The organism is Mesorhizobium sp. B3-2-1 (genome assembly GCF_006439515.1).
In the GTDB taxonomy this organism is placed as follows: Bacteria; Pseudomonadota; Alphaproteobacteria; order Rhizobiales; family Rhizobiaceae; genus Mesorhizobium.
Window position 1 is genome coordinate 1 of the sequence record NZ_VFTI01000037.1, and the last position, 21,841, is coordinate 21,841.

The window sequence follows — 21,841 nt, forward strand, 5'->3', positions numbered from 1 at the left end:
TCGCCACCCCGCAGATGTCCTCACTGTCAGAAGCTGCCCGCACACGCCCTCAAACCTAAACTGCCAAAGTAGTGCTAGGCTGCGGACTCAAGCGAAGCGACAATCGGATGGCAGCCAAGGCCATGCTCGACAGACAGAAGGCGCCGCTGGTACTTTCATCGGCAATGTCGCAATTGAGCGCCAGCTCGGCGCATCTCATGGCGACTCTCCCACCACGCCCGGTACAACTTATTGGGTCAGTGACTTGAGGAGAGTTTCCATGCGTGGTCATTGCTTATGTGGCGCTATTGCTTTCGAAGTCGATGGGCCGGCGCAAGCATGCGTGGCCTGTCATTGTGAAAGTTGTCGGCGGCAATGTTCCGCGCCGATGACCACCTACATTGGCGTCTTGGACGGCCACTGGCGATGGCTGGGCAAGCCACCGAAAATATTCAATTCCTCTCCCGGTGTGGAAAGAACATTTTGCGATAACTGCGGAACGCCGCTGTCCTTCCGCTCGACGAACATGTCTGGTGTCATGCATTTTTTTGCCGCGGCGATGGAGGAGCCAGAAAAATTCGCACCCACGCTGCATGTCGCTTTTGAGGAGAAGCTCCCTTGGTTGAAACTCGCCGACGGCCTGCCGACACGCGTTGGGCCTGACTATACGAAGAACTAGTCGCGGGTCGGCATCATCACTATGCAGTCGCACGCCGCGGCAAATCCCGCCTGGCGAACTTCTTCGCGCCGAACACGCATGTCACCACGCCGAGCGTGACGACGATCATCATCGGGCTGACCTGCTCGTGCAGCAGCGTCGCCGCCAGTGCGAGCCCGAAAAACGGCTGCAGGAGCTGCAGCTGCCCCACCGCTGCAATGCCGCCTTGGGACAAGCCGCGATACCAGAAGACGAAGCCGATCAGCATGCTGAACAGCGAGACATAGCCAAGACCGATCCAGGCATTGGAGCCGACACTGGCGAAGGATGGCGGCAAGGTCGCAAACGTCAGCACAAGCATCACCGGCAGAGACAGCACCAGCGCCCAGCAGATCACTTGCCAGCCGCCGAGCTTGCGCGACAATGCTGCACCCTCGGCGTAGCCAAGGCCGCAGGCGATGATGGCCGCAAGCATCAGCCCATCGCCGACCGGCGAAGCCGTAACGCCTTGCGCAAGCGCGAAACCCGCCACCAGCGCGCTGCCGAGGCATGAGAACAGCCAGAAGGCCGGCCGGGGCCGTTCACCGCCGCGCAGCACACCGAAGATCGCGGTCGCCAGCGGCAGCAGGCCGACAAAGATGATGGAGTGGGCCGAGGTGACATGCTTCAGCGCCAATGCCGTCAGCAAGGGAAAGCCGACCACCACGCCAAGAGCAACAATGACAAGCGACAGCAAGTCATGACGCGAAGGGCGTTTCTCGCGGAATGCAAGTAGCAGCGCGACGCCAAGCAGACCAGCTATGACCGCGCGGGCCGATGTCAGGAATATCGGATCGAGATCCATCACCGCCACACGCGTAGCCGGCAACGAACCGCTGAAGATCAGCACGCCGATAAATCCGTTCACCCAGCCGCTCGCCGTCTTGTCCATCGCAGGCTCCATTGCTTTCGCCCTCTATCGTGCGGACGCCCATGGTGCGGCCAGAGACAATAGGGTACAATTCGATGAAACTGTAATGGCGGATCGAGCAGTACGGATGACAGACCTTGCTTTGGAAACTGACGGCGCACGCACCCTTGTGGAGAGCGTCATGGCGACCATCCGTCAGCGGATCGCCGCGCGCAGCCTGACACCGGGAACCCGATTGCCGTCGATCCGTGCCTTCGCGAAGTCCATGCGGGTGTCCAAATCCACCGTCGTCGAAGCCTATGAGCGGCTCGCCGCCGAAGGCGCGATTCGCTCACGGCCGGGTTCCGGATTTTATGCCGCCGGCTCTCTGGCGCCGCTGTCTTTGGCCGAGATCGGCCCCCGGTTAGATCGTGCCGTCGATCCGCTCTGGGTTTCGCGCCAGTCGCTGGAGGCAGGCGAGGAGGTCCTGAAACCCGGCTGCGGTTGGCTGCCGGCTTCATGGATGCCACAGGCAGGGCTGCGCCGGGCATTGCGCACGGTCGCGCGTGCCGACGATGTCGCGCTTGCCGATTACGGCACGCCGCTCGGGCTGCCGCCGTTGCGACAACTGCTGGCGCGGCGCATGGCCGGGCACGGCATCGAAGCTTCGCCCGAACAGATCATGCTGACGGAATCGGGCACCCAGGCGATCGACCTGCTCTGCCGGTTCCTGATCGAGCCCGGCGACACGGTGCTGGTCGACGATCCCTGCTATTTCAATTTCCACGCTTTGCTGCGCGCCCATCGCGCCAAGGTCGTCAGCGTTCCCTATACGCCGTCGGGGCCGGACATAGAGTTGTTCGCCCAGGCGCTCGCCGAACATCGGCCGCGCCTCTACATCACCAACTCCGCCATCCACAATCCCACGGGCGCGATCCTGTCTCCGGTGACGGCCCATCGTTTGCTCAAGCTGGCCGACCAGTCGGATCTGACGATCGTCGAGGACGATATCTTCGCCGATTTCGAGCACACCCCTGCCCCCAGGTTGGCGGCGTTCGATGGCCTCAGCCGCGTCGTCCAGATCGGCAGTTTCTCCAAGACGCTATCGGCATCGGTCCGCTGCGGTTTCATCGCCGCGCCCCGCGACTGGATCGAGCGCCTGACCGACCTCAAGATCGCCACGACATTCGGCGGCGGACGGCTGGCGGCCGAACTGGTGCTGACGTTGCTGAAGGACGGCAGCTACCGCAAGCACATGGATTTGCTGCGCGCCCGCCTTGCGCGCGCCATGGTAGAGACCAGCGCCCGGCTGAAAGCGATCGGCATCACGCCCTGGATCGAGCAGCCGGCCGGGCTGTTCCTGTGGTGCGGCCTGCCGGACGGGGTGGACGCGGCCGAAATCGCCCGCCGCGCGCTGGCCGACAACATCGTGCTGGCACCCGGCAACGCGTTCAGCCTGTCGCAGTCCGCCAGCCGCTTCCTGCGCTTCAACGTCGCCCAGTGCGCGGACGAGCGAATTTTCAAGGCGCTCGAAACGGCGATGGCTCGCTGATTTGGCAAGAAATCGTCAGTGCTTCGCACAGACCTCGCGCACGCACTCACGCAACCAGCGTTGCGCCGGGTCGGCATCGAGCCGCGGATGCCAAAGCATGGAGATAGTGACCTCCGCGATGGTGACCGGCAGGGGAAAACTGTGCATGCCGGCGCGCGCTCCTGTCGTATGCCGCTCGGGTAGGCTGGCGATCAGGTCCGAGGCACGCGCCATGGCAAGTGCCGCCGAAAAACCCGAGACCATGCACACCACCGTCCGCCGCAAGCCAATCGTGCCCAAGGCCTCGTCGATCGGCCCTTTCTCGCGGCCGCGCCGCGAAACGCTGATGTGCCGGCTGGCCGCATAGCGCTCGGGCGTCACCTTGCCCTCGCTCAGGGGGTGGCCTGATCGAACAGCGCCGATGAAGCGATCGCGAAACAGCGCCTGTATGCGCAACTCGGGTCCGGTTTCGCCGGCAACGCCGATTTCAAGGTCAATCGCCGCCTCACGCAGCGACATCGCATCCTTGTCGGACTTCGGCGAGAAACGCAGCCGCACCCCCGGCGCATCGGCCTCGATACGGGCGACGAGGCGGGGCGCGAACTCCTCGACGAAGCTTTCGTTGGTACGCAATGTGAAGATCCGGTCCAGGCTCCGGGGATCAAGCAACTGGGTAGGGCGCAGGAGCACCTCCGCGTCCTGGACGACACGGCCGACCTGTCGCCGCAATTCCTCCGCTCGCGGCGTCGCCACCAGGCCGCGCCCGGCACGCACCAGCAGAGGATCGCCCGTTGCCTCGCGCAGCCGCGCCAGCGTCCGGCTCATCGCCGAAGGGCTGAGGCGCAGACGGCGCGCCGCGCGCGCCACGCTGCCCTCGGCCAGCAGGACATCGAGGGCAAACAGCAGATTGAGATCGGGTGATGTCATCGATCGATCATAGCATGATATGGCGTTTGACGCACGGATAAGATGCAAATGCTGCGCCTTCCGCCGCATCAACCACAAGACTAGATCTCCGACAGCTCCGCTTCGAGAGCAGACAGAAAGGAGATCGCCTTGGCAGTCGCTGAGCAAAATCGGGAACTGATATCGACGCCGCGACTGGTCCGGTCCGCCGGCCTGGCGCTGGCGAGCCTGTCGCTTGCGACCCTGCAATCGTCGTTGGGAACCAGCATCGCCAGCGTCGGGCTGCCCTCGCTCATGCAGGCTTTCGATGCATCGTTCCAGTCCGTGCAATGGGTGGTTCTCGCTTATCTGCTCGCCATCACGACGCTGATCGTCGGTGCCGGGCGGCTGGCCGACACGTTCGGGCGCCGGCCGTTGCTGCTTGGCGGCATCGCACTGTTCACGCTGGCATCGGTGCTCTGCGGCCTGGCACCGACGCTCTGGCTGCTGATCGCGGCACGCACCATGCAGGGGCTGGGCGCCGCGCTGATGATGGCGCTGACGCTGGCCTTCGTCGCGGAAACCGTGAGCAAGGAGCGAACCGGCAGCGCCATGGGCCTGCTCGGCGCCATGTCGGCGATCGGCACGACGCTCGGGCCCTCGCTTGGTGGCCTTTTGATCGCCGGCCTCGGCTGGCGGGCGATCTTTCTTGTCAATGTCCCGCTGGGCCTTGTGACCTTCGCTCTCGCCTGGCGTGCCTTGCCGGCGCGTGGCGGAACAATGGAGGCCGGTCGAGGCACGTTTGACGTCACGGGCACAGCTCTGCTGGCCCTTACCTTGGGCGCCTATGCCCTGGCATTGACGCTTGGCAAAGGCAATTTCGGCTTGCTCAATTTGGGCTTGCTGGTCGCGGCTGGTACCGGCGTCATCATGTTCGCCACCACGCAGGCGAAGGCGAAGGCGCCCCTTGTCCAACCCACCAGCTTCCGCGACCCGCAACTGAGCGCCGGCCTGGCCATGAGCTTGATCGTCGCCACGGTGATGATGGCAACCCTGGTGGTGGCGCCGTTCTACCTGTCGCGCGGGCTCGGATTGGATGCCGCGATGGTCGGAATGGCGCTTTCGACCGGGCCACTTGTCTCGACCCTGTCGGCGCTGCTGGCCGGCCGCCTGACCGATCGCTTCGGTGCCCGCAGGATGATGGTCGCCGGCCTGGCCTGCCTCGCCACGGGGACGGTCCTCCTGTCGCTTGCCCTGACCAAGCTCGGCATTGCCAGCTATGTCGTTCCAATCACCGTCACCTGCTTCGGCTACGCCCTGTTCCAGACCTCCAACAACGCAGCAGTCATGGGCGGTGTAAGCGCAAACGAGCGTGGCGTCGTTTCCGGTCTGCTCAACCTGTCGCGCAATCTCGGTCTTATCACCGGCGCATCGCTGATGGGCGTCATATTCGCGGTTGCATCGGCCGGTACGCGACAAGGAACAGGTCAGGACGTTCTGAGTTCCGCTTCGGCCGCCCGGGGCATGCAGGTCACCTTTGAGACGGCAACGGCCCTGGCGCTGGTTGCGCTGCTGCTCGCGCTGCTGTCACTGCGCTTTGCCGGCCGTACGCGGTCCGGGCTGGCGTGACCCGTTTGGCTGTTACCGACGGCGGGCCGCCCAAAGGACCGCCGTTCAGGCCCCCGCCCGCTTACGGCGTTCGTAAAGCATGACCAGCGTTTCAGCCATCAGCGCCGGCTTTTCCTCGCCTTCGATCTCGACCGTGTTCGCTGCCTTCATCAGATACTGGCCTGGGCCCAGGTCTTCCATGGAAAGCAAGGTCGTGCGCAGGCGAATGCGTGCGCCGACCCTGACGGGAGCCAGGAAACGCACCTTGTCGAAACCGTAATTGAAGGCGGCCTGTGTATTCTCGGGCACGATCCCCATGTCGAGGGCCAGCGCGCCGATGATCGACAACGTCAGATAGCCATGCGCGATCGTGGTGCGGAACGGACTTTGCCGCCGCGCCCGTTCAGGATCGACATGAATCCATTGATGGTCGCCCGTGCATTCGGCGAACTGGTTGATACGGTTCTGGTCGACCGTGGTCCATTCCGAGACGCCGAGCTCCTGTCCGGACATCGTTCTCAACTGCTCGTAGGTAGGCGGCGTTTTAGGCCGTACTTCCGTCATTCCTGCTTTCCCGATCGCTTCCAAGCTTCCGGACCACGAACCGGCGGCCTCTGTCAATTCGTACTGCGCAAATCCGTTCCGGCGGATTCGAGCTCATTCGTGCCATGCCTTGCCATGCGATGGCAGGCCGAATTCGGATTTTCCGAGCTTCCAGGTTACCAGGAGTTCATGCCGTGGCGCTAATGCAACTATGTGCAAGGTTGCGGAATCGCGAACCGCCGTGCCCGGCCGCGGGCGGAACGACAATCGATGAGAATCTACTTCTGCCCGTAACCGGCGCGGACATCCTCCATCGCCTCCTTGATGCGCGCCCGCAGGATGTCGATCGATTCGGTGCCTGATTTTCTGGCCAGTTCAGCCACTTCACCCGTGTTCTTGAGCGCGGCCTCGAAGGATTTTCTGGCAAACTCCGTCTGCTTGGCCATTAGCTCCTGCGGATTGCCCGGTGCGCGGTAGCTCTGCGCCATGTCGGCGACCTCGCGCAGCGTGTCCTGCAGCATTTCGCGCTGCTTCGACAACACCGAGGATGCCCCGGCCGCACTGGTCCGTGCCGCCTTCTCCAGCGCTTCGAGATTCTTGCGATGATGGGCAAGGATCGCCTCGACATCGACGTTGGGCACCTTCAGGTCGCGGCCGAACCTGCCGAACATCTCCATGAAGGAATCGGATTCTGCTTGTCTGGCCATGACTGTCTTCTCCCCTTTGCCGCGGTTGCGGACGCCCTCGACGGGAGAATAGCACCCGAACGCCGTGTGTCCATTTCGAACGCACGCCTGGCGGTCGATACGGATCAATTGACCGGGAGCAGCAACTCGATCGTGTAGAGCACGATACCCGCCAGCCCGCCGATGATCATGCCGTTGAAGCGGATATATTGCAGGTCCCTGCCGATGTTCATCTCGATCAGACGTGTCAGTTGCGCCAGATCCCAGCGCTTGACCTGGTCGGCGATGAATTTCGATACGCCGCTCTTCTGGGTCTCGACGAAAGAGGCCAGCGCCACCACGAATCCTCCATTCATGTCGGCCCGGATCTGCGCATCGCCGGCAAGATGGCGGCCGACCTCGACGAACATGTTGGCGAGATGTTCTCGTATCAGCGAATTCGGCGCGTTGGCGTCCTGCTCGATGAACAGGCTGAGGCTCTCCCACATGTCGCCGGCCAGCGCCCGGACTTCGGGTCTGGCGAGGAAATCGCGCTTCATTTTCTCTGCTCGCCTGGCATATTGCTTGGACGTCCGCAGCCGTTCGACGAAACCTTGCGCGAAACGGTCGAATTCGGCGCGCATCGGGTGGTCGGGATCGGCACGCACCTCATCCAGCAACGAGCCCGCCGAGGCGACGATCTTCTTCAGGAGATAGGCATCGGCGCGGAACAGGTTGAACAGCGACGGCAGTTCCTCGCGGATCTTGTCGCGCATCGTCGCCAGCGCCTGTTCGTCGTTGAGGAACCGGCCGATGACCTTGATGAACTCGTCGAACAGCCTCTGGTGGCGGCGGTCGTCGGTGAGCGCCGACAAGAGTTCGGCGGCTAGCGGCGCCAGCGGCACCTTTTCGATCTGCTCGAGCATGCGGCTGGTGACGAAACCGCGCAGACCGGAGTGCTCGACGGCGGCAATCGCCTGCGGCACCAGTCTCACGACGAAGCGCGACAGGTCGGCGGCGCGCTCGGCATCGGCCAGCCAGTCGGCGACGAGCGCCGAAAAATCGACCTCGGCGAGTTTTTCACGCACCGGCTCCGGCGCCAGGAAATTGATCTCGATGAAACGGCCGAGATTGTCGGCGATGCGGTCCTGGTTTTCCGGGATGATGGCGGTATGGGGGATGGGCAGCCCGAGCGGCCGTTTGAACAGCGCCACCACCGCGTACCAGTCGGCAAGGCCGCCGATAGTTGCCGCCTCGGCGAAGGCGGCGACGAAGCCCAGCCACGGATAGCTGCTCTGGAAGGACTTGGCCAAGGCAAAGACGAGCACGCAGAGTGCCAGTGCTGCGGTGGCGACGAACTTTGTCCGCCGTAGCGCGGAAAGCTTGGCGCCCGCGTCGGCATCGAACCGCACTGGCGCCAGGGACTGGTCCGATTGAGCCATGGATGGGCCGCTCCTCGTCGATCTCAAGCCTATCTAGTGCTGCGGCCGCCGGAATGCCCGTGGCGGCCGGTTTGTCCCGGCGTTTGCCCGGCGATGCACATAAAGTTGACGAATTTGTTCATCTATGATGCCCAGCCAGTCTGGAATTATTCCAAGGTATAGGCCATATTCGGACGAGGCCAGTGGCGACTCCGAGGATCCGGATGAAGCCGCGCCAGCAAAGTTCTAGACTCTGGCATGGTTGCACCCGCGCCAGCGCTTCGTGAGGATGAAATGCGGCTTACCCGCCAAACCAACTATGCCATGCGCATCCTGATGTATTGCGCCGCCAACAATGAACGGTTGAGCCGCATCCCGGAGATCGCGGCCGCCTATTCGGTGTCCGAACTGTTTCTGTTCAAAATCCTGCAGCCTTTGGTCGAGAACGGCTTGGTCGAGACCGTGCGCGGCCGGAACGGCGGGGTGCGGCTCGGCCGTGCCGCCGAATCGATAAGCCTCTTCGACGTAGTGCGCGTGACCGAGGAAAGCTTTGCCATGGCGGAGTGCTTCGAGAACGATGCCGCCGAATGCCCGCTGGTCGACAGCTGCGCATTGAACTCGGCTTTGCGCGAAGCGCTCAACGCCTTCTTCGCCGTGCTTGCCCGCCACACGATCGCCGACCTCGTGGCGGCGCGGCCGAATGTGCGCAACCTGCTCGGCATCGACATGTTGATGGAGCGCCGCGCGCCGGCGGCTTGATCCCTGTCGCGTCGTGCGAGGTCGGCTCGGAATCAGGTCGGGTCGAGTCGAAAAAAGTGGCTTCTGAGAACCGGAACGGAGCGTACGTTTGGGTACGCGAGTACTGGAAGCGCAAAAAACCTCCATTTGCAGGCCGGCATCACCTGAACATCATCTGACCAAGGATTGCGGGAGCACGAACGGCACGTCGCCAACCGGCAGCACGCCGACCTTGAGACGGCAGTCGAACACCTTCTCGATCAGGTCGTCGCTCAGCACGCCCCGCGGCGGGCCGGTCGCGGCCAGCCGGCCGCGATGCATCACGAAGATGCGGTCGGCGTACATGGCCGTCAGATTGAGGTCGTGTAGGATCGCGACCACGCCCCCGCCCCTCCTGGCGAAATCGCTGGCGATGTTCATGATGATAAGCTGGTGCTTGATGTCGAGGCTGGAAATCGGCTCATCGAGGAAAAGATAGCGCGTCCTGCCATCGAGCACCGGCGCCCAGACCTGGCACAGCACGCGCGCAAGCTGGACGCGCTGCTGCTCACCACCCGAAAGCTCCTGGTAGAAACGCCCGGCAAAGCCGTCGAGATCGACCCGCGCCAGCGCGCGCTCCGGCAGGCGTTCGTCCTCGCCGGGCAGCACGCCCGAGCGGCCGCCGACGAGGCCAAGCCTGACGATCTCGCGCACGGTGAAGGGAAAGGACAAGGTCGTTGCCTGAGGCAGCACCGCTCGCACGGTCGCGGCCTCGACCGGCGTCATCGCCGACAGATCGCAACCGTTGATGACGATCCGTCCGGTATGGGCGAGATCCCCCGACATCGCCTTGAGAAAGGTCGTCTTGGCCGATCCGTGGGGCCGACGATGGCCGAGATTTCACCCGGCCTGACTTTGAAATCGACGTTGGCGACAATGCGCTTCTTGCCGATCGCCACAGAAACATCGCGCGCTTCGATCATGAAACACTCCTACAGGGTCCCAAATCTCACAGGTCGATCAGGCCGCGTTTGCGCAGCAGGATCCACAGGAAGAACGGCGCGCCTGCTATCGCGGTGACGATGCCGATCGCCGGCGCCACGATGGTGCGCGCGACGGCATCGGCGAGCAGTAGCAGCGAAGCGCCGAGCAGCGCCGAGGCCGGCAGCAGATAGCGATTGTCGGGACCGATCAGCAGGCGCAGCAGATGCGGCACCACGATGCCGACGAAACCGATGCCGCCGCTGACGGCGACGGACGCGCCGACCGCCGCCGAGACACCGATGATGGCCGTGTATTTCAGCCGCTGCACCGGAATGCCGAGATGGCCGGCGGTGGCCTCGCCGAGCGCCAGCGCGTTCAGGCCGCGGGCCAGGAATGGCATCGCCGCAAGTGCCAGAACGATGATCGGCCCGACGGAGGCGATCTTGGCCCATGTCGCACCACCGAGCGATCCCAGTGACCAGAAGGTGAGGTCGCGCAACTGGCGATCGTCGGCCATGAATATCAGGATCCCGGTCAGTGCCATGGCAAGTGCCGCCAGGGCTATACCCGCGAGCAGCATGGTGGCGACCGAGGTTTGCCCGCTGCCGGCGGGCGAGCAGACCGATCAATCGAAGAAGACTGACCAGGAAGAAGCAGCTCCCGCAGGCGCGACGCTGCTCGACAAGATCCTGGTGCTCAGCCGCACCGGCGAAACGACAATCGAATCGCTGGCTTCGGCCAGCCATGTCGACCGGGAGCAGCTCGACCGCCGCATGGCGACGACGCCGAACGAGATGCTTTTCGGTGTGCCCGGTGTCGTCGGGCAGGCAGACGCCAGGCGCGTCAGCACCAGCATCAACATACGCGGCCTGCAGGATTTCGGCCGCGTCGCCGTCATCGTCGACGGCGCGCGCCAGAATTTCCAGCGTTCCGACCACGGCACCCAGTCGACCTTCTACATCGATCCCGAACTGGTCAAATCCGTCGACGTGATCCGTGGTCCGGTCGCCAACACCTATGGCTCGGGTGCCATCGGCGGCGTCGTCTTCTTCGACACCAAGGATGCGGTGGATTTCCTCAAGCCTGACGAGACGTGGGCCGGCTCCGTCACCGGACGCTACGAGAGCAATGGCAAGGGCTGGACATCAAGCGCATCCGGCGCTTATCGCATCAATGAGAACTGGGACGTGTTGGGCAACATCGTCTACCGCGACTACGACAACTACAAGGACGGCGACGGCGACACCGTCAACGGCACTGGTTTCGACGTGCTGAGCGGCCTGCTCAAGACCACCATCCGGCCAACCGAGAACAGTGAGCTCAAGCTCGGCTGGGTCGGATCGAGCGACGGCTGGGACGAGACCAGCGGCGGCGTGCCTGTGAATGATGTCGACCTGAAGTCGAACACCTTCACGGCCCGCTACAACATCACGGACGAAGACAAGAGCTGGCTCGATCTCCACATCAACACCTCCTACAACAAGACCAATCTCGACCTGACCAGTCTCGTGCCGCAGAACCGCTTCGATCCGGTGACCGGGCTTCCCGTGGTGCTGCCGGCAGGATCACAGTCGACATTCGATGTCGGCACGACCGGAATCGATATCTGGAACACGTCAAGGTTCGAAACGAGCGCCATCGCGCATGAACTGACCTATGGCGGCGACTGGGTCGGCGACAACGTCAAGACGAGCGCCGCCGCAGGCGGCGACAGTTTCTACACCCCTTCGGGCAAGCGGAATGTGTCGGGCGCCTACGTCCAGGACAAACTCACCTGGGATTGGCTCGAGGTCATCGCCGGCTTGCGTTACGACAGCTACAGCCTGAAGGATGACACGCACGATATTTCCGGCGACAGGCTATCGCCGCGCGTCACGGTCGGTGTCTCGCCGTTCGGGAGCGCCGGGCTTGCCGGCCTGCAATTCTATGGCACCTATGCGGAAGGCTACCGCTCGCCGTCGATCACGGAGACGCTAATCAGCGGCAACCATCCGGCTGGCGTCAGCTTCCCGTTCCTACCCAATCCAAATCTGCGACCTGAAACCGGCAAGACGACGGAGTTCGGCGTCAATTACAAGCAGAACGACATCATCGAGGCTGGCGACGCGCTTCGTCTCAAGGCCGCCTACTTCAACAACGATGTCGACGATTATATCGAAGGTGTGACGCTGTCACCGTTCGCCCCAGGCAGCGGCTGCCCCTTCGGTCCCGGCATCCCGATCTGCTTCCAGTATCAGAATTTCGCCAAGGCCCAGATCAACGGCTTCGAGCTGGAAGGCGTTTACGAGGCGGGATGGGGCTATGCCGGCCTCTCGGCTTCGATCACGGACGGCCACACCGTTTCCTATAAGGGTGTGGAAGCCGACCTCGCCACCATTCCCTCCTCCCAGGTCACCGCTCAACTCGGCTTGCGCTTCCTCGAGGACAAGCTGACCGTCGGTGGCGAGGTGCAGTACAACGGCAAGCCGAAGGGCAATGCGGTGGCCACCGACTATACGCTGGTCAACGCCTTCGCCAGCTATCAGGCGACCGACGATCTGAAAGTCGATTTCCGTGCCGACAATCTGTTCGACGTCAAATACGCCAACCCGCTGAATGGCAGCACGACCGTCGCTGTCTACGAACCCGGCATCACGCTGAAGCTGGCGGCAACCATGCGATTTGGAGGCTGAGCATGACGGACTTGACGACATCCCTTCGTCTGCTGACCTCGACGCTGGCGATGTCGCTTGCGACGGTTCCGGCGTGGGCTGAACAGTCCGCGCCGGTCCTGACCTAAGGTGGGACTGGAATCCCGCCTTGGCACGACATATCGTGGCCCGGCCTCTGGCCGGCCTTCTGCCGTTCGAGCCAGTCTATCTTGATTTGACAATGTTGCCTGGGCCGCTGCATTTTCCGCCGCGCGACATGCAGAAAACCAGTCTCCTCCCCGATGCCGGCGGCGAGTTGGCCATCGTGCCGGCTGAGCCGCTTGCCCAGACGCGACCGCCTGCCGGCAACGGCAAATGGCCGGCTGCGATCGTCATCTCCTGCCTGCTCCATGCAGGCCTAGCGGCTGCTTTTCTGATCTCGCCGGCCCGCACGTTCGATTCCAGGGAGTCGGAGCAGTCGGAAGGCGGCGATCACACAGGCAACAAGGTGGCCGGGAGTGCCCTGGACAAGGACCCTACGGCAATAGATGTCAGGCTGGTGCCGAACCAGCCGCCGGTCAAACCACATCAGGCAGAGGCGGCTAGGCCGACGCCGCCGACAGAATCTTCGCGGCCCGTGCGGGAAGCCGCGACACAGGATCGAGAGCCCGTCCGTGACGCCGTAAAGCAAGCGTCAGAGCCCTCGCGGGAACCCGCCAAACAGCCAGTGGTCACGCCCGACATATTGGTGGCGGCAACCGCGCGCCCGGACAAGCAGAGCGTGGCCGCCAGCAGCGAAACGCCGGTGCAGCCGAACGCCCGGGCCGAACCGGTCGAAATGCCTGTCGCCGTCCCGGACCAGCCGCCGATCCCCTATGCAAGGCCAACTCCGGCAACCGTCCCTGCGACAGCCGAAAGGAGCGGCACGGCCGATGGCCAGGATCGGCCGGCGCAAGCGGCCAGCAAGGGCAAAAGGCAGAAAGAGGCCGGCAGCGCCGCGGAAGACAGCTACCGCGGCGACGTCTTTCGAAAGCTTGGCAGCGTCAATCGTACTCTCCCGCCATCGCTGCAACTGGCTGCGCGTAACAATGCGGTTGTCGCATTCGTTATAGGCCGGAAGGGCAACATGGATCAGTTGCGCATTCTGGAAAGCTCAGGATCGGCGACTTTCGATGAGGCCGCGCTTGGCATCGTGCGCAAGGCCGCTCCCTTCCCTCCAATTCCGCCACAGGCCGGGACTCCGAGTTTGGAGTTCGAGGTCGGGATCGGCCCGTTTTGAACAGGCCAAGAACAACGTTGCGGCGCCAACCATCAACATCCGCATGAAAGGAACCCCATGTACATCGCCATGAACCGTTTCAAGGTGCAGACCGGCTCCGAGGCCGACTTCGAAGCCGTTTGGAAGAACCGGGATTCCAGCCTTGCCGAGATGAAAGGCTTTCGGGAATTCCATCTGCTGCGCGGCCCGGTCAACGAGGCCGAAGGCTACACGCTGTTTGCTTCGCACACGGTCTGGGCGAGCCACGACGACTTCGTCGCCTGGACCAAGTCGGAGAACTTCCGCGCCGCCCACCGCAATGTCGGGACGACGAAGGTCCATTATCTCGGCCACCCTCAGTTCGAGGGCTTTTCCGTCGTCGAGGGCGCGTAAGCACCGACCAGTCTATGCGGCGGCCAAGAGGCTGGCATTGCCACCCGCGGCGGTGGTGTCGACGCAGACCGCCCGCTCATGCGCATAGGCCGCCGGATTGAGCACCTCGCTGACCAGCGGCACGATCGGCCCGCTGCGCTCGGCGATGACCTTGCGCACGATGCGCGCCGCCTCGGGCGTGCCTGAAAAAGCAACGACATCGACGCGCAGCGAGCGCGCCTCGACAGGATCGGGGCGGCCGTCGATGGCCGCCAGCGGCAGGCCTTTCCCGGTCAATGCGGAGAGGGCAGCCGGGGCACCTGGCGCCACCGCCAGCACCGCATTGCCGGCGGCGAGCGCCTGGATGGTCTGCGCAAGCAGCGTGTCGGCGTCCGGCCCCAGGCACAGCACCCGGCCGCGCGGCGACAGCGACAGCGTGTTGGCCTCGCCGGTCGGGCCAGGCAAATCGACCTGGCCGAAATCGACGCCGGCAGCGGCACCGATCGCCGCCGCGCCCTTGCCGCGCAGATGCTTCCTCAGAATGGCGATCCGGTCCGGCCGCGTCGACCAGCCGCCAAGCGCCGGATCGGGCAGATTGTCGGCCAGTTCGGTCGCTGTCACCCTATGACCCTCGCCGACTTCCGTGCCGGCTTCCGGCCCCTTGCGGAAACGCCTGAGATAGTGCGGGCCGCCGGCCTTTGGCCCGGTGCCCGACAGCCCCTCGCCGCCAAATGGCTGCGAACCGACGACGGCGCCGATCTGGTTGCGATTGACGTAGATGTTGCCGGCATGGATGCCGTCGACGAAATGCTGCACGCGGCCCTCGATGCGCGTATGCAGGCCGAAGGTCAGGCCATAACCCTTGCGGTTGATGGCGGCGATGACGGTGTCGATCTGGTCGGCGTCGAAGGTCGCGACGTGCAGCACCGGCCCGAACACTTCGCGTTCCATCTCCTCGATGCCCTTGACGCGGAAGACGTGCGGCGCGACGAAGCGGCCGTCCTTAGGGGGTTCCAGCTTGGCGATCAGCCGCCCTTGCAGCCCCATCGTCGTGCAATAATCGCGGATCGAACTTTGCGCTTCATCGTCGATCACCGGCCCGACATCGGTCGAAATCCGCCAGGGATCGCCGACATTGAGTGCCTCCATGGCGCCCTTCAGCATCTCCAGCATCTTCTTCTCGACGTCTTTCTGCACATAGAGCACGCGCAGCGCCGAGCAGCGCTGGCCGGCGCTCTGGAACGCCGACGCCAGGATGTCGCGCACCGCCTGTTCGGGCAGTGCGGTGGAATCGACGATCATGGCATTGAGACCGCCGGTCTCGGCAATCAGCATGGCGTCCGGCGCGGCGGTCTCGGCCAGCTGTTTTTCGATCAGCTTGGCAACCTCGGTCGAGCCGGTGAAGCAGACGCCGGCAATACGCGGATCCGCTGTCAGCGGGCCGCCGACCGATGGGCCGTCGCCGGGCAGGAGCTGGATGACGTCTTCCGGCACGCCGGCCTCGCGCAGCATCTCGACGGCGCGGAAGGCGATCAGCGGCGTCTGCTCGGCCGGTTTGGCGATCACCGAATTGCCGGTGACGAGTGCTGCCGCGATCTGGCCGGTGAAGATGGCGAGCGGGAAATTCCACGGCGAAATGCACACGATCGCGCCGCGCGCTTGCGTGCCCGCCTCGGCATTCGTCGCCTCGGCGGCGTAGTAGCGCAGGAAGTCGACGGCCTCGCGCACTTCGGCGATGCCGTCGGCCAGCGATTTGCCGGCCTCGCGCGTCGCGAGCGCAAAGAACTCGACGGCATTGGCCTCGTAAAGGTCGGCCGCACGGTCGAGGATCGCGGCACGCTCGGCGGCCGGCCGTTTTGCCCAGGCCGGCTGCGCCTCCACCGCGATTCGTACGGCGGTCGCGACTTGCTTGGCGGCGGCCTCGTGAACCGTGCCGACGACCTCGGAAGGCTTTGCCGGATTGACGATCGGGCGCTGCTTGCCGTAGCCGGCGGCGCGCGTGATCGGCTTGGCGTGCCAGCGATCGCGACCCGCGAATGCCGATTTGGCCCGGTCGATCGCTGCCAGCGTCACCGTATCGGTGATGTCGAACCCTTTCGAGTTGCGACGGCCCGCGCCAAAAATCTGGGAAGGCCGAGTGATCGCCGGATTGGCGGCGGGACCCTGGTGTTCGACCGTTTCCAGTGGATCACGCGCGATGTCCTCCGGCTCGACCTCCTCGTCGGTCAGCTGATGCACGAAAGAGGAATTGGCGCCATTCTCCAGCAGGCGGCGGACCAGATAGGCAAGCAGGTCCGAATGCGCTCCAACCGGAGCATAGATGCGGCAGCGCGTGCCTTCGGCCTTGCGCACCGTTTCGTGCAGCGCCTCCCCCATACCGTGCAGGCGTTGGAATTCGAAGGTGTCGCGGTTGTCGGCCATCGACAGAATGGCGGCGACGGTGTGGGCATTGTGGGTGGCGAATTGCGGATAGATTCGATCGGTCATGCCAAGCAGTTTTTTCGCGCATGCGATGTAGGAAACGTCGGTGTTGGCCTTGCGCGTGAACACGGGATAGCCTGACAGTCCGAGCGTCTGCGCCCGCTTGACCTCGGTGTCCCAATAGGCGCCCTTGACCAGCCGAACCATGATGTTGCGGTTGTACTTTTTGGCCAATTCATAGAGCCAGTCGATGGTGAAAGCCGCGCGCGGGCCATAGGCCTGCACGACGACGCCAAAACCGTTCCAACCGGCGAGCTCCGGCTCCGCCAGCACGCGCTCGACCACATCGAGCGAAAGGTCGAGACGATCCGCCTCCTCGGCATCGATGTTGAGGCCCATCCGCGAATGTCTAGCCGCGAGAGCGAGCGACAGCAGCCGCTCGGCCATCACAGGCAGCATTTCTTCCTTCTGCGCCACCTCGTAGCGCGGATGCAGCGCCGAGAGCTTGACCGAGATGCCGTGGTTAAAGCGGATATCGGGGCCGTTGGAGCCGGAATCGAGCGAGGAAATGGCGTCGGCATAGGCCTTGTGGTAGCGCAGCGCATCCGCCTCGGTACGGGCGGCCTCCCCCAGCATGTCGAAGGAATAGAGGTAACCCTTCTGGATCATCGGCCGGCCGCGCTTGACGGCTTCGGCGATGGTGCGGCCGAGTACGAACTGCTCGCCCATCTCGCGCATGGCGGCGGCCACCGCCTTGCGGATGACCGGTTCGCCAAGACGGCGCACCATCGAGCGCAGCGTGCCTTCGATGCCGCCCTCGCCTTCGTCGAGCACCCTGCCGGTCAGCATCAGCGCCCAGGTCGAGGCGTTGACGAAGATCGAGCTCGAACCGCCTGAATGCGCCGACCAGTCGTGCGGCGCGATCTTGTCGGCGATGAGATCGTCCATCGTCTCGGTATCGGGCACGCGCAGCAGCGCCTCGGCCAGGCACATCAGCGCCACGCCTTCCTTGGTGGAGAGACCATAGGCGGAGAGGAAGACTTCCATCAGGCGGGGATCGGTGGAGCCCCGCACCGCCCGCACCAGGTCGGCCGCGCGGACCGAGATCGCCTTGCGGTCTCCTGCCGAAAGCCCGGTCGCCTCGGCTAATCGCTTAACCGCTGCGTCTTCGTCGGGCAAATAGTTGGCACGGATCTGCTGGCGGATGGCGTCGAGCGGCATGGCGGTCCTATGAGCAAGCATAAGGGAACGGGCCGGCGGTCACCGGACCGAATGGCGCAAGCTAGCACAAGTACCAGATTTCAGGCGATCTGAAAAAATCGACAGCGTAGATCAATTGACCTATGATAGCGCTAAGAATCGCTGATTTAGGCTACAGTTTCGATGACAGAAGACCAATTGGACCGCATCGACAGGAACATCCTGTCGGCGCTGGCCGGCAATGGCCGGCTTTCCATGTCGGAACTGGCCGCCAAGGTCGGCCTGTCGAAGACACCGGTGCAGGCGCGGGTGAAGCGGCTGGAGAAGGACGGCTATATCAGGGGATACCAGGCGATCATCGACCGCGAGCGCATGGGCGAAGGCCATGTCGCCTTCGTCCAGGTGAAATTGTCGGACACCCGATCCGCCGCGCTCGATGCCTTCAACCGGTCCGTACAGGCCGTGCCGGAGATCGAGCAGTGCCACATGATGGCATCGAGCTTCGACTATCTCCTGAAGGTCCGTACCCGGGACATCGCCGCCTACCGTCGCGTGCTCGGCGAGCGCATCTCGGCCCTGCCCCATGTCGCCCAGACCTCGACCTTCGTGGCGATGGAAACGGTGAAGGACCGGTAGACACTTAATGGCCGGCGCGTGACTTCGGCTTGCCCGGCTCGAAGCTGATGCGCAATTTCGATCCGGTCGCCTTTGCGAAGCGCTGCAAGGTTCGGGTCGAGGGCATGTTTCGGCCGCTCTCCAGGCGAGCGATCACGGCTTGTGTAGTTCCCATGGCCGCAGCGACCTGTTCCTGAGTCATATCGGCGTCGCCTCGTGCCCTGATCAAAGCTTCGGCTATGGCGAATTCTTCCTCCAACGCATCGTATTCGACAACGAATTGAGGGTCCTTGAACCACTCCTTGGCGGCGTCCTCGACTGAAATTGCTTTTCGGCTCATGGAACCTCCTTCGCTCGCTTTAGGGCAAGCTCGATCTCGTTTCGCGGCGTCTTCTGGGTCTTCTTGGCAAACACCCGCACCACAACCACGCGGCGTTCGAAAGCAGTGACATAGACCGCGCGAGCAATGCCATCCCGGCCCTTCATCCGCATTTCCCAGAGCGGGCCTTCCAGATGCTTCACATATGGTTCATGGACTTTCTGCAGCCCATGCACTTCGATCAGCCGCGATATCCGCAGAAAACTGGCGAGAATATCTTTTGGCTGGGCCTCCAGCTCCCGTCTCACCTCGACATTGAGAAACTCGACTGACCAGCTCATCGGGTTACAACATATCTTTTTTGCAATATTTTTTCAACTGCTCAGCATGCGACTGACAGTCCTTGGCGTCATTCCGACAGCGTCTTCAGGAAGGCCACCAGCGCGGCGCGCTCGCGGTCCGACAGCTCCAGTGGATGGACCTCGGATGTCCCCTCCACACTTGGCGCGGCCTTGGCGTAGTGCGCCACAACCTCGTCGAGCGATGAAAACTGCCCGGCATGCATGTAGGGCGGCCGCGTCGCCGCACCGCGCAACGACGGCGTCTTGTAGGCGCGCACAAGTTCCGGCGCATCCTTGACCATGAAGCGCAGTTCGCCGCAGGCACTGGCATCGCCATCGCGATAGGCGCCGAAGCAGTTGAACGGGTCGGCCTCGACCTGGGCCACCGCATCGACCCGCCCACGGTCCGCCGGCAGGCCGGCAACCGGCGGCACACCCGTGTTGTGAAAACCGTTGTCGCTGAAGCGCGGGCCGTTGTGGCAGGTCACGCAATTGGCCTTGCCGATGAACAGTTTCAGCCCAAGGATTTCTTCTTGCGAAAAGGCCGCGTCGCCTGTCGGTTCGGCGCCCGTGGCAAGGTCCAGCGCAAAGCGGTCGAAGCGCGTCGGCGCCGGCTCGATCGAGCGTTCGAAAGCGGCGATCGCCTTGCCGATATTGGCGTAGATGCGGTTGACCGCATTACGCTGCGCGTCGCTCATCGCGTTCCAGGCTGCCCTTTCCACATCGCTTCCAAGCGGGCTGGCATTCGGCGGAATGCCAGACAAATCAGGCAATGGCCCGAAGATCCGCTCATAGCGTTCGCCGAAGCGTGTCTTCATGTAATGCGCATGGGCGGTGCGGTTTCCCGCCTGTTCCAACGGGTTTTCGAGCGGTGTCAGCGCCTGCGCCCACAGGCTGTCGCGACGTCCGTCCCAGAAGAACCAGGGGTCGCGCGCCACACCGGCCAGGGGCATGGTGCGCCGGTTGGTGCGGCCGACGCCCACCGCTTGCGGCAGGTCATCCTGGAACTGGCGGTCGATCTTGTGGCAGGTCGAGCAAGACACCGTGCCATCCCGGCTCATCCCGACGTCGAAGAACAGCGTCGAGCCGAGTGCGGCGGCGGCTGGCACATCCGCAAAGCGATTGGTGGTGTCCGGCTTTAGCGCCGGCAGTGTGTTCAATGCCAGCGAAGCAATCGTTTTCTTCTCGGCGTCGGAAAAATCCGGCTTGCCGCAACCGGCAAGGATGGCCGCCACCGTCAGTGCCAAAAAGCAGAAAAAGCGCCTCATCGACCGCTCACAGCACCACGTTGAACAGCACAGTGTCGGAGCCCGCGCCGGACGATATGGCAAAACGCAGTTGCCACCAGCCGCTCATGGTGAATTTCACCCCTTCGATGCGGTAGCGTCCCTCGCCTAGATAGTCGGTCGCCTGAGGGCTGGTCGGCAGACCGTGATTGTGTTGCGGCATTCCGCCGGAGATGCCGATCGCGGCGCGCTCCACCGAAGCCCCTGTCTTTGTCTTCAGCGTCAGCAGCCAGGATTCCAGCTCGCCCTGCCGCACCACGCCGTGTTCCGGCACGAAACTCGCTACATACAACCCGTTGTCGGTTTTCTTCGTCCGCGAGACATCCGGGCCGACGGGCTGTGCCGAATGCGGCGCGGTCAGATAAACGGCCGCCAGCACGCCGACCAGCAAAGCAGCCAGACCAAGACCCGCCAACAGATAACGCCATAACGATGCCAAACCGGTTCCTCTTCCGCGGATAACGTTCTGCCGGGCGGATCGCATCCCGCCAGCCTGTGGGAAAACGCTGTGGCGCAAAAATGCCTGCTTGCCAAGCATGGCGCTGCGGCCGGCAAAAAGCTACAGCACGCAAATCACTGGAGGATTGCAGATGGTCGGAAACGGCGTCGCCTCGATCGGCGAATGCATGCTGGAACTGTCGGGCCAGACCGGCCCGAACTGGCGCATGGGCTTTGCCGGCGACACGTTCAACACACTGTGGGCGCTGCATGCGCTGAGCGCTGACCGGCCGGCAACCTATGTCTCGGCTTTCGGCGACGACCCTTTCTCGCAAGGCCAGATCGCTTTCTTCGCCGAAAACGGCATCCGCATCGGTTCCAGCCCGGTCATACCGGGCGCACGCCCCGGCCTCTATGCGATCACGCTGACCGGCGCAGAGCGTTCCTTCACCTACTGGCGCGGCGACGCCGCCGCCAGGCAGCTCGCGTCGGATCCAGCAGCACTGTCGAAAAATCTGGAAAATCAGGCGCTTGTGTACTTTTCTGGAATTACCTTGGCAATTCTGGACGATGTCGCGCGCAAGACACTGCTTGCAGCGGTGACCAAGGCACGCGCGGCGGGCTCGCAGATCGCCTTCGATCCTAACTATCGGCCACGGCTCTGGCGCAGCCGCGAGGATGCGCAGGCAGCGATCGTCGAAGCGCTTGCCGTCACCGACATCGCATTGCCGACCTTCCCGGACGAGCAAATGCTGTTCGGCGATGACACGCCGCAGGCGACCGCTGATCGCCTCGGTCAATTGGTCAAGGAGGTCGTGGTCAAGAACGGCGAAGCACCGGCGTTGATTGCCGAGGGTGGAGCGCTGCGGGAGGTCGCCGCAATCCATGTCGCGATGCCCGTGGATACGACAGGTGCCGGGGATTCCTTCAACGGCGGCTATCTCGCCGCACGGCTCGCCGGGTTTGGTCCGACGGACGCTGTCCGGCACGCGCACCGCGTTGCCGCCGCCGTCGTGCAGGTCCGCGGGGCGCTGGCGCCGTTCGAGACGCTACGAGCGGCGTTCGACAAGTCCTGAAAAAG

Annotated in this window: 19 protein-coding genes and 2 pseudogenes; 9 read left to right on the plus strand and 12 right to left on the minus strand. The window is 63.7% G+C overall.

Features of this window, described 5'->3' with window-relative positions; translation table 11 throughout:
* The first annotated feature begins 259 nt into the window (after nucleotides 1-259).
* Nucleotides 260-658 (plus strand): GFA family protein, encoded by a 399-nt coding sequence (locus tag FJW08_RS27980; protein ID WP_140813144.1) that lies wholly within the window; start codon nucleotides 260-262, stop codon nucleotides 656-658.
* A 19-nt stretch (nucleotides 659-677) separates the two neighbouring features.
* Here the strand turns inward: FJW08_RS27980 and FJW08_RS27985 are convergent, their stop codons facing one another.
* Entirely contained in the window at nucleotides 678-1,568 is an 891-nt protein-coding gene (locus FJW08_RS27985) for a DMT family transporter (protein ID WP_140813145.1), read from the minus strand.
* Between the two features lie 106 nt (nucleotides 1,569-1,674).
* Here FJW08_RS27985 and FJW08_RS27990 point away from each other — a divergent pair, with 106 nt between their 5' ends.
* Nucleotides 1,675-3,078: a PLP-dependent aminotransferase family protein gene (locus FJW08_RS27990; protein WP_140813146.1), complete on the plus strand. Its 1,404-nt coding sequence runs from the start codon at nucleotides 1,675-1,677 to the stop codon at nucleotides 3,076-3,078.
* Nucleotides 3,079-3,093: 15 nt separating this feature from the next.
* Here FJW08_RS27990 and FJW08_RS27995 read toward each other — a convergent pair whose 3' ends face one another.
* The gene (locus FJW08_RS27995; protein ID WP_140813147.1) at nucleotides 3,094-3,984 is read right to left on the minus strand and encodes a LysR family transcriptional regulator; all 891 of its coding nucleotides are present in this window, start codon (nucleotides 3,982-3,984) and stop codon (nucleotides 3,094-3,096) included.
* Between the two features lie 123 nt (nucleotides 3,985-4,107).
* On the opposite strand from FJW08_RS27995, the gene FJW08_RS28000 reads away from it, so the two are divergent.
* Complete coding sequence (locus tag FJW08_RS28000; protein WP_281408466.1) at nucleotides 4,108-5,571, plus strand: MFS transporter; 1,464 nt, start codon at nucleotides 4,108-4,110, stop codon at nucleotides 5,569-5,571.
* A 45-nt stretch (nucleotides 5,572-5,616) separates the two neighbouring features.
* Here the strand turns inward: FJW08_RS28000 and FJW08_RS28005 are convergent, their stop codons facing one another.
* The 3 genes from FJW08_RS28005 to FJW08_RS28015 all read right to left on the minus strand — a co-directional run bounded on the left by FJW08_RS28005 (nucleotide 5,617) and on the right by FJW08_RS28015 (nucleotide 8,200).
* Nucleotides 5,617-6,114, minus strand: a complete 498-nt coding sequence (locus tag FJW08_RS28005) for a MaoC family dehydratase (RefSeq protein ID WP_140813149.1) — start codon at nucleotides 6,112-6,114, stop codon at nucleotides 5,617-5,619.
* Nucleotides 6,115-6,371: 257 nt separating this feature from the next.
* Complete coding sequence (locus FJW08_RS28010) at nucleotides 6,372-6,800, minus strand: phasin family protein (RefSeq protein ID WP_140813150.1); 429 nt, start codon at nucleotides 6,798-6,800, stop codon at nucleotides 6,372-6,374.
* A 104-nt stretch (nucleotides 6,801-6,904) separates the two neighbouring features.
* On the minus strand, nucleotides 6,905-8,200 hold the full coding sequence (locus FJW08_RS28015; protein WP_140813151.1) for a DUF445 domain-containing protein: 1,296 nt from the start codon (nucleotides 8,198-8,200) through the stop codon (nucleotides 6,905-6,907).
* 273 nt (nucleotides 8,201-8,473) lie between these two features.
* Here FJW08_RS28015 and rirA point away from each other — a divergent pair, with 273 nt between their 5' ends.
* On the plus strand, nucleotides 8,474-8,938 hold the full coding sequence (rirA, locus tag FJW08_RS28020; RefSeq protein WP_140813152.1) for an iron-responsive transcriptional regulator RirA: 465 nt from the start codon (nucleotides 8,474-8,476) through the stop codon (nucleotides 8,936-8,938).
* A 150-nt stretch (nucleotides 8,939-9,088) separates the two neighbouring features.
* Here the strand turns inward: rirA and FJW08_RS28025 are convergent.
* A pseudogene (locus tag FJW08_RS28025) lies at nucleotides 9,089-9,879 on the minus strand (heme ABC transporter ATP-binding protein).
* A gap of 26 nt (nucleotides 9,880-9,905) precedes the next feature.
* Nucleotides 9,906-10,481, minus strand: a pseudogene (locus FJW08_RS28030) (iron ABC transporter permease); the annotation flags it as partial.
* Between FJW08_RS28030 and FJW08_RS28035 the strand changes: the two are divergent.
* From FJW08_RS28035 to FJW08_RS28045, 3 genes are all read left to right on the plus strand, one after another.
* Entirely contained in the window at nucleotides 10,459-12,552 is a 2,094-nt protein-coding gene (locus tag FJW08_RS28035; protein WP_181183076.1) for a TonB-dependent hemoglobin/transferrin/lactoferrin family receptor, read from the plus strand. The pseudogene FJW08_RS28030 and the gene FJW08_RS28035 sit on opposite strands and share 23 nt — an antisense overlap.
* A 127-nt stretch (nucleotides 12,553-12,679) precedes the next feature.
* The gene (locus tag FJW08_RS28040; RefSeq protein WP_348642699.1) at nucleotides 12,680-13,789 is read left to right on the plus strand and encodes a TonB family protein; all 1,110 of its coding nucleotides are present in this window, start codon (nucleotides 12,680-12,682) and stop codon (nucleotides 13,787-13,789) included.
* Between the two features lie 57 nt (nucleotides 13,790-13,846).
* The gene (locus FJW08_RS28045) at nucleotides 13,847-14,161 is read left to right on the plus strand and encodes an antibiotic biosynthesis monooxygenase (RefSeq protein WP_027144060.1); all 315 of its coding nucleotides are present in this window, start codon (nucleotides 13,847-13,849) and stop codon (nucleotides 14,159-14,161) included.
* A 12-nt stretch (nucleotides 14,162-14,173) separates the two neighbouring features.
* Here FJW08_RS28045 and putA read toward each other — a convergent pair whose 3' ends face one another.
* On the minus strand, nucleotides 14,174-17,782 hold the full coding sequence (gene putA, locus FJW08_RS28050; RefSeq protein WP_140813153.1) for a bifunctional proline dehydrogenase/L-glutamate gamma-semialdehyde dehydrogenase PutA: 3,609 nt from the start codon (nucleotides 17,780-17,782) through the stop codon (nucleotides 14,174-14,176).
* Between the two features lie 162 nt (nucleotides 17,783-17,944).
* On the opposite strand from putA, the gene FJW08_RS28055 reads away from it, so the two are divergent.
* Complete coding sequence (locus FJW08_RS28055; RefSeq protein ID WP_027046935.1) at nucleotides 17,945-18,397, plus strand: Lrp/AsnC ligand binding domain-containing protein; 453 nt, start codon at nucleotides 17,945-17,947, stop codon at nucleotides 18,395-18,397.
* 4 nt (nucleotides 18,398-18,401) lie between these two features.
* Here FJW08_RS28055 and FJW08_RS28060 read toward each other — a convergent pair whose 3' ends face one another.
* From FJW08_RS28060 to FJW08_RS28075, 4 genes are all read right to left on the minus strand, one after another.
* Nucleotides 18,402-18,716 carry a helix-turn-helix transcriptional regulator gene (locus FJW08_RS28060; RefSeq protein ID WP_140758293.1) on the minus strand — a complete coding sequence of 105 codons (315 nt, stop codon included), beginning with the start codon at nucleotides 18,714-18,716 and terminating at the stop codon, nucleotides 18,402-18,404.
* Complete coding sequence (locus FJW08_RS28065; RefSeq protein ID WP_140758292.1) at nucleotides 18,713-19,036, minus strand: type II toxin-antitoxin system RelE/ParE family toxin; 324 nt, start codon at nucleotides 19,034-19,036, stop codon at nucleotides 18,713-18,715. The genes FJW08_RS28060 and FJW08_RS28065 overlap by 4 nt, the downstream gene beginning before the upstream one ends.
* Nucleotides 19,037-19,104: 68 nt before the next feature.
* Nucleotides 19,105-20,304, minus strand: a complete 1,200-nt coding sequence (locus FJW08_RS28070; RefSeq protein WP_140813154.1) for a cytochrome c peroxidase — start codon at nucleotides 20,302-20,304, stop codon at nucleotides 19,105-19,107.
* Nucleotides 20,305-20,311: 7 nt separating this feature from the next.
* Nucleotides 20,312-20,761 carry a FixH family protein gene (locus FJW08_RS28075; RefSeq protein ID WP_140813185.1) on the minus strand — a complete coding sequence of 150 codons (450 nt, stop codon included), beginning with the start codon at nucleotides 20,759-20,761 and terminating at the stop codon, nucleotides 20,312-20,314.
* A gap of 151 nt (nucleotides 20,762-20,912) precedes the next feature.
* Here FJW08_RS28075 and FJW08_RS28080 point away from each other — a divergent pair, with 151 nt between their 5' ends.
* Nucleotides 20,913-21,836 carry a sugar kinase gene (locus FJW08_RS28080; RefSeq protein WP_140813155.1) on the plus strand — a complete coding sequence of 308 codons (924 nt, stop codon included), beginning with the start codon at nucleotides 20,913-20,915 and terminating at the stop codon, nucleotides 21,834-21,836.
* Nucleotides 21,837-21,841: the final 5 nt, after the last annotated feature.